Source organism: Nonomuraea maheshkhaliensis (assembly GCF_039529435.1).
Taxonomy (GTDB): Bacteria; Actinomycetota; Actinomycetes; order Streptosporangiales; family Streptosporangiaceae; genus Nonomuraea; species Nonomuraea maheshkhaliensis.
Genome location: NZ_BAAAMU010000117.1, coordinates 25,234 through 32,351, shown reverse-complemented (window position 1 = coordinate 32,351; position 7,118 = coordinate 25,234). Strand labels below are relative to the sequence as shown.

Here is a 7,118-nt window from a genome sequence, read left to right as displayed (position 1 = left end):
CCCGCGTTGTCGCCGGGCAGCAGCAGCACCACCTCGTCGCCGCGCCCCGCCGCCAGCCCGTGCCGCATCGCGGCCTGCGCCGAGCCCCAGAACGCGGCCCGTTCCCGCTGGCCGCCGTGCTTGACCACCACCACGACGTGCGGCGCGCCCAGATCCACCCCGAGCCGCCTGGCCCGGTCCGCGAGCCCGGGGGAGCCGGGCCGCGAGATCAGGTCGTCGAGCAGCTCGCCCCTGACCCGGCCCTCCGCCTCCGCCACGCTCCTGCGGAACAGCAACAGCAGCGCGCACACCAGCGCCGCCCGCTCAAGAATGCGTTCGTCGGCGTCGTCGCTGCGCAGCACCAGCGTGCACAGCGGCTCACCGCCGACGTCCACGGACGCGATCAGCAGATCGCCCCTGCGCACCGTACGCCCCAGCGCCCGCGACGCCTGCGCGGCCTCCAGCACGCCCACGTCCGGCTCCGCCAGCTCGCCCGCCGCGCCGCCGATCGCCCGCCCCAGGTCGTCCAGCACGGCCAGCGAGCCGCCCAGGACGTCCGTCACCACGGCCGCCACGTCCTCGATGCCGCCGCCGCGCAGCACCAGCGAGGTCATCCTGTCGTGCGCCATGGCGGCCCGCTCGACCGCCTGGCCGTGCTCACGCGCCGTCCTGTGGGCGCGCGACAGCTCCTCCAGCGCGTTCCTGGTCTCCTGCAGCAGCCTGGCGTTGTCGATCGCGACGGCGGCGTGCGCGGCCAGGCTCGCCAGCAGCGACACCTCCTCCTGGTGGAACGGCCGCGCGCTGCGGTTGGCCGCCATGAGCACGCCGATCACCCGCTGCCCCAGCCGCAGCGGCACCCCGAGGATGGCGACCAGGCCCTCCTCGGTCACCGCCTCGTCGATGTCCTCCTTGTGGCGGAACCTGGCGTCGGCGAAGTAGTCGGCCGTCGCGTACGGCGTCGCCGTCTGCGCCACCAGCCCGCCCAGCCCCGCCCCCATGGCCAGCCGCAACGCCCGGAACTTGGCCGAGATCGACCCGTCGGTGACCCGCATGTAGGTGTCACCCCGCTCGGGATCGTGCAGCGTCATGTACGCGACGTCCGTGGCCAGCAACTGCCTGGCCCGGTGCACGATGGCCTCAAGGACGGCGTCCAGGTCCCGCAGCGCGGCCAGGTCGCCGGCCGTGTCGTAGAGCGCCGACAGCTCGGTCTCGCGCCTGGCGCGCCGCTTGAGCAGGTCGCGTACCTTGAGCGCCTCGACCTTGGCCTGCTCCAGCTCCTCGATCGCCGCCGCGTCCGCCCCGGCCGCCCTGGCCCGGATGATCGGCCCCTCGAACTCCACCGCCGACGCCTCCCGCGCCAGCAGCTCAAGAAATTCCAGGGTGAGTGAAGGCATCAGCGAGCTGTCCAGCCGCCGTCCACAGGTAGAGAGACCCCGGTGATGAAGGACCCGCCGGGGCCGCACAGGTAGGCGACCAGGTCGGCCACCTCCTCCGGCTCGATCAGGCGCTTGATCGCGGCCGGCTCCAGCATGATGTCGCTCACGACCTCGTCCGGCGCGATGCCGTGCACCCTGGCCTGGTCCTCGATCTGCGCCTCGACCAGCCCCGTGCGTACGTAGGCGGGGCAGACGCAGGTCGAGGTCACCCCGTGGGGCGCCCCTTCGAGCGCCACGACCTTGGAGAACCCCTCCAGCGCATGCTTGGCCGTGGTGTAGGCCGACTTGAACGGCGACGCGCGCAGCCCGTGCACCGACGAGATGTTCACGAACCGCCCCCAGCCTCTGGCGTACATGCCGGGCAGCACCTTGCGCGCGATCAGGAACGGTGCCTCGACCATCACCCTGAGCATCGTCCCGAACACCTCGGGCGGGAACTCCTCGATCGGCGCCACGTGCTGGAACCCGGCGTTGTTCACCACGATGTCCACCGGCTCGTCGGGCAGCGCCGCCGTGAAGCCGGGATCGCTCAGGTCGGCCACCACGGCCAGGCCGCCCACCTCGGCGGCCACCTTCGCGGCGGGCTCGGCCCGCATGTCCACGACCAGCACCCTGGCCCCCGCCGCGGCCAGCCGCCGGGCGCAGGCCGCCCCGATGCCGCCTCCCGCCCCCGTCACCAGCGCGGTGCGCCCCGTCAGCTCACCCGAGAGATGCTTCGCCATACTCCGCACCTTAAGCGCTGGCCGGGTGACGCAGCATGGGGGCGGGCGACATAGATGGACGACCCGATATGTGGATCTACGGCGTCTGCTATGTTGAACGCATGATCGCGTATTCGTCCCAGTGGTGGCCCGCCTCCTAGGCGGACCATCCAGCGCATACGCACCCCGGCCGCCTCGACGAGGCGGCCGTCACCGTTGAGGTGGGTGTCCCCCCGTCGAGCACCGACGAGAAAGGGCACTCATGACCGGCACCGCCTTCACCTGGCCACGGCTTCTCACCACGCTGCTCGACGGCGCTTCCCTGACCTCCCGCCAGGCCGCCTGGGCGATGAACCAGATCATGACCGACCGCGCCACCGACGCCCAGATCGCGGCGTTCGCCGTCGCGCTGCGCGCCAAGGGCGAGAGCGTGGCCGAGGTGGCCGGGCTGGCGGACGGCATGCTGGCCGGATCGGCGGCGATCCGCGTCTCCGGCAACCCCGTCGACCTCGTCGGCACCGGGGGCGACCGCGCCAACACCGTCAACGTCTCCACCATGGCCGCCGTCGTGGCCGCGGCGGCGGGCGCCAAGGTGGTCAAGCACGGCGGCAGGGCCGCCACGTCGGCGGCGGGCGCGGCGGACGTGCTCGAAGAGCTCGGCGTGGCCGTCGACCTGCCGCCGGCCGCGGTGGTCAGGGTGGTGGACGAGGTCGGGATCACGTTCTGCTTCGCGCCCGTCTTCAACCCGGCGCTGCGACGCACCTCGGGGCCGCGCCGCCAGCTCGGCGTCCCCACGGTCTTCAACTTCCTCGGCCCGCTGACCAACCCCGCACTGCCGCCCAGTCAGGCGGTCGGGGTCTTCCAGCCGGCGATGGCCGAGGTCATCGCGGGCGTGCTGGCCGAGCGCGGCGGCTCCTCGCTCGTCTTCAGGGGCGACGACGCGCTCGACGAGCTGACGACCTGCGCTCCCTCGACGGTCTGGGTGGTACGCCGCGGCGTCGTCACCCGCACGACCTTCGACCCGCTCGATCTGTCCATCCCGCGGTCCCGCCTCGACGAGCTGCGCGGCGGCGACGCCCGGCACAACGCGGACGTGGCCCGCGCGGTGCTGTCGGGCGAGGCGGGGCCGGTGCGCGACATCGTGCTGCTGAACGCGGCCGCCGCCCTGGTGGCCGCCGACGGCACCCCGCCGGCGGCCGAGCTCACCCCGGCCCTGGGGGCGGCCTGCAAGCGGGCGGCGGACGCCGTCGACTCAGGGGCCGCGCTGTCGCTGCTCACCCGCTGGGCCCAGGCAACCCAGGCCGCCGCCACCCGCGCCCGGCACGGGTGAGGGTCAGGGGCGGGTCATCGACAGGACGTCGAGTGCGGCGTCGAGTTGTTCCTCGGTGAGCCGCCCCTCGGCCACGTGGCCGCGCTCGATGACGACCTCCCTGATCGTCTTGCGCTCCGCCAGGGCCTGCTTGGCGATCTTCGCGGCCTCCTCGTAGCCCACGTACCGGTTCAGCGGGGTGACGATCGACGGCGACGACTCGGCGTACTCGCGCAGGCGCTCGACGTTCGCGGTGATGCCGGAGACGCAGCGGTCGGCGAGCAGGCGCGAGACGTTGGCCAGCAGCCTGATCGACTCCAGGATGCCGCGCGCGATGACGGGCAGCTGCACGTTCAGCTCGAAGACGCCGGACGCGCCCGCGAACGTGATCGCCGCGTCGTTGCCGATCACCTGGGCCGCCACCATGGCCGTGGCCTCGGGGATCACCGGGTTGACCTTGCCGGGCATGATGGACGAGCCGGGCTGCAGGTCGGGCAGGTTGATCTCGGCGAGCCCGGCCCGCGGCCCCGAGCCCATCCACCGGAGATCGTTGGCGATCTTGGTGAGCGACACCGCGACCACCTTGAGCTGCCCCGACAGCTCCACGATGGAGTCCTGCGCGCTCTGGGCCTCGAAATGGTCCCTGGCCTCGATGAACGGGATCCCGGTCGCCTCGCGCAGCTTGCCGATCGCCTCGTGGGCGAACCCCGGCGGCGTGTTGATCCCCGTGCCCACCGCGGTGCCGCCCAGAGGCAGCTCCAGAACGTGTTCCAGGGCCCCGAGCACGCGGACGACGCCGTGCTCGATCTGCGTCGCGTACCCGCCGAACTCCTGGCCCAGCGTCACCGGGGTCGCGTCCATCAGGTGGGTGCGCCCCGACTTCACCACGCCGTCGAACTCGATCGCCTTCGCCCGCAACGCCTCCGCCAGGTGCCGCAGCGAGGGCACCAGGTGGTAGCTCACCTCGGTCGCCGCGGCCACGTGGATGGAGGTCGGGAAGACGTCGTTGGACGACTGCGAGGCGTTCACGTGGTCGTTGGGATGCACCGACCGGCCCAGCCGCTCCTCAGCCAGCGTCGCGATCACCTCGTTGGCGTTCATGTTGGACGAGGTGCCCGAGCCGGTCTGGAAGACGTCGATCGGGAAGTGGGAGTCGTGCTCGTTCTCCGCCACGTCCGCGGCGGCCTGCGCGATCGCCTCCGCCATGTCCTTGTCGATCACGCCCAGCTCGCCGTTGACCTCGGCGGCCACGGCCTTGATCAGGCCGAGGGCGGCGATGTGGGACGGCTCCAGCGGGCGTCCGGAGATCGGGAAGTTCTCCACCGCCCGCTGGGTCTGCGCACGCCACTTCGCGCCCGCCGGCACGCGTACTTCGCCCATCGAGTCATGTTCGATCCTGAACTCGCTCATGACTTCAGTCTGGCTCACGCCCGCGCGTTCGCCTCGGACGACACCGCCCGGCGCCCGTGGTCGGCTCGGGTCGGCTCGGGCCGGCCGTGTCAGCTGGAGAAGAGCGCCACGATGAGGACGGCGATCACCACGGCGGCCGCGGCGGCCACCGCCATGAGCACCAGCATGCCGTTGCGGTTGCCCGCGGGCTTCTGCTCCGGCTGGCCGGCGATGGAGAACAGGTCCGTGCCGAGGCCCTGGCTCTCGTACGGCACCTGCGGGGCGCCGGCCTGCTGGGCGCCCGGGCCCATCGGGGGCTGCTGGCCTGGTTGCTGTCCCGCCTGCTGCTGTCCTGGCTGCTGCCGGTCGGCGGGCAGCGGGTAGACCTGCTGGCCGGGGGCTCCTGGCAACTGCGAGGGGATGCGCGTGGTGGCCATCGAGCCCTCGTCGCGCTGGGGCGGCCTGCCCTGGTCGGAACCCGGGGCGGGGAAGGGGCCCTTCGGGCGGGAGATGCTCACTGTGCGCTCGGGGTCATAGCCCTCGCCGCTGCCCGCCCCGCCGCCGGCGCCAGGGCCGGTGCCCGTGCCGCCGCCGCCCGTGCCGCCGGTCTGCGGCTGGGCGCCGAAGTGCTGCTGCTGGCCCTGTGGGGGGTAGCCGGAGGAGGTGGAGTGGGGCACGGTCGGCGCGCTCGAAGCACGCATCGGCTGCCCGCCCTGCGCTCCGGGCCGCTGCCCAGGCGCGCCCTGGTTCGGCCCGCCCTGGTTAGGCCCGCCCTGGTTAGGCCCGCCCTGCCCCGGACCACCCTGGTTCGGGGCTGCCTGACCGGGCCCACCCTGGTTGGGCCCGCTCTGGCCGGGCCCCTGTCCGCCCTGTGCGCCCGGTCCACCGGGTCCGCCCGGTCCACCCGGGGCGTTGGGGCCGCCGAATCCCTGCGGGTTGAACGCGTTGGGGCCGCCGGGACCGCGTCCTCCCGGGGCGCCGGGACCGCCGGGTCCCTGCGGGCCTCCTGGTCCGCCAGGTCCTGGCGGACCACCCGGACCGCCTGCCTGAGGGCCGCCCATCGGTGCGCCGTGGCCGGCCTGCGGGCCGCCACGACCACCGGGGCCCTGCCCCGGTGCGCCGCCACCGTACGGGGGAGCGCCCTGCGTCGGCCCGCTGGGCCGCCCCTGCCCAGGACCACCCGCGCCCTGTCCGGGACCGCCTGCGCCCTGCACCGGCCCCCCGGAACCGGGGCCACCGGCACCAGGCCCGCCCGAACCAGACCCGGGGCCATGGCCAGGTCCGGCCGGCCCGTGGGGACCTCCGGCCTGGGCGGCCGCCGCGCCCTGGACGCCCCGGCCGCCGGGACCCTGGCCTCCTTGGGTGGGGGGTTGCGGGGCGGCGAACGGATCGGGCAAAGCGGCCTCCTGCGCCATAAGAGCCTCGGCCGTGAGCACCGGCATCTCGCTCGTCGGGGTGTCGGCGACCATGCGCAGCAGGGTCTCCGCCTTGGCAGCGTTGAGCCGCTGCCGATAGTCCTTGCTCAGCAGCCCGTTCAGCACCGGCCGCAGTTGCCCCGCCTGCGTGGGCGGGTCGGCGCTCTCGGTGAGCAGCGCCGCCAGCGTCTCAGCGATCGTGGACCGCTCGTAGGCAGGACGTCCCTCGACCGCGAAGTAGAGGGTGGCTCCGAGCGACCAGATGTCGGACTCGGGGCCGGTGTATTCGCCCCTGGCGCGTTCCGGGGCGGTGTAGCCGGGTGATCCGATCACCATGCCGGTTTTCGTCAGCCGCGAGTCGCCCTCGGCCTTGGCGATGCCGAAGTCGGTCAGCACCACCCGGCCGCTCTCGGTGATGAGCACGTTGCCGGGCTTGACGTCACGGTGGGTGATGCCCTGGGCGTGCGCAGCGCGCAGCGCCCCGAGCAGGTCGACGCCGATCTCCGCCACGAGCCGCGGCGGCAGCGGACCCTCTTCCTCGATCACCTGCTCAAGCGAGCGGGCCTCGATCAGCTCCATGATGATCCACGGGCTGTCGTCCTGGATCAGCACGTCGTGGATGGAGGCCACGGACGGGTGGCTGATCCGCGCGGCGATACGCCCTTCGCGGACCATGCGTTCGCGCAGCTCGGTCCGCTGTTCCTCGGTGAGTCCCGGGTCCTGGCGGATTTCCTTGACCGCCACCTCGCGCCCGAGCGCGCGGTCGCGAGCGCGCCACACCGTGCCCATCGTGCCCCGGCCGAGCGGGGAGATGAGCTCGTAGCGCTCCGCGAGCAGGCGTGTCTGCTGTTCCGGCATGAGAAGAAGATATCGATTCTCGCTTGGGAAG

Annotated in this window: 5 protein-coding genes; 1 reads left to right on the top strand and 4 read right to left on the bottom strand. The window is 73.3% G+C overall.

Translation table 11 applies throughout. The features are described from left to right. Both ABFX54_RS45075 and ABFX54_RS45070 read right to left on the bottom strand, forming a co-directional pair. Positions 1-1,373: GAF domain-containing protein (locus tag ABFX54_RS45075; RefSeq protein WP_346113152.1), on the bottom strand; the 1,373-nt coding region annotated here is incomplete at its 3' end. Further along, positions 1,373-2,137: a 3-hydroxybutyrate dehydrogenase gene (locus tag ABFX54_RS45070; protein ID WP_346113151.1), complete on the bottom strand. Its 765-nt coding sequence runs from the start codon at positions 2,135-2,137 to the stop codon at positions 1,373-1,375. The genes ABFX54_RS45075 and ABFX54_RS45070, both read right to left, overlap by 1 nt. A gap of 241 nt (positions 2,138-2,378) precedes the next feature. Here ABFX54_RS45070 and trpD point away from each other — a divergent pair, with 241 nt between their 5' ends. Continuing rightward, positions 2,379-3,446: an anthranilate phosphoribosyltransferase gene (gene trpD, locus ABFX54_RS45065; RefSeq protein WP_346113149.1), complete on the top strand. Its 1,068-nt coding sequence runs from the start codon at positions 2,379-2,381 to the stop codon at positions 3,444-3,446. 3 nt (positions 3,447-3,449) lie between these two features. Here trpD and ABFX54_RS45060 read toward each other — a convergent pair whose 3' ends face one another. Continuing rightward, positions 3,450-4,835: a class II fumarate hydratase gene (locus ABFX54_RS45060; protein WP_346113148.1), complete on the bottom strand. Its 1,386-nt coding sequence runs from the start codon at positions 4,833-4,835 to the stop codon at positions 3,450-3,452. Positions 4,836-4,924: 89 nt separating this feature from the next. Continuing rightward, positions 4,925-7,087 carry a serine/threonine-protein kinase gene (locus tag ABFX54_RS45055; protein WP_346113147.1) on the bottom strand — a complete coding sequence of 721 codons (2,163 nt, stop codon included), beginning with the start codon at positions 7,085-7,087 and terminating at the stop codon, positions 4,925-4,927. Positions 7,088-7,118: the final 31 nt, after the last annotated feature.

What these genes read in the sequence shown, in the direction of transcription:
- ABFX54_RS45055 (WP_346113147.1), bottom strand. Translation starts at nt 7,087, where the DNA reads ATGCCGGAACAGCAGACACGCCTGCTCGCGGAGCGCTACGAGCTCATC.
- ABFX54_RS45070 (WP_346113151.1), bottom strand. Translation starts at nt 2,137, where the DNA reads ATGGCGAAGCATCTCTCGGGTGAGCTGACGGGGCGCACCGCGCTGGTG.
- trpD (WP_346113149.1), top strand. Translation starts at nt 2,379, where the DNA reads ATGACCGGCACCGCCTTCACCTGGCCACGGCTTCTCACCACGCTGCTC.
- ABFX54_RS45060 (WP_346113148.1), bottom strand. Translation starts at nt 4,835, where the DNA reads ATGAGCGAGTTCAGGATCGAACATGACTCGATGGGCGAAGTACGCGTG.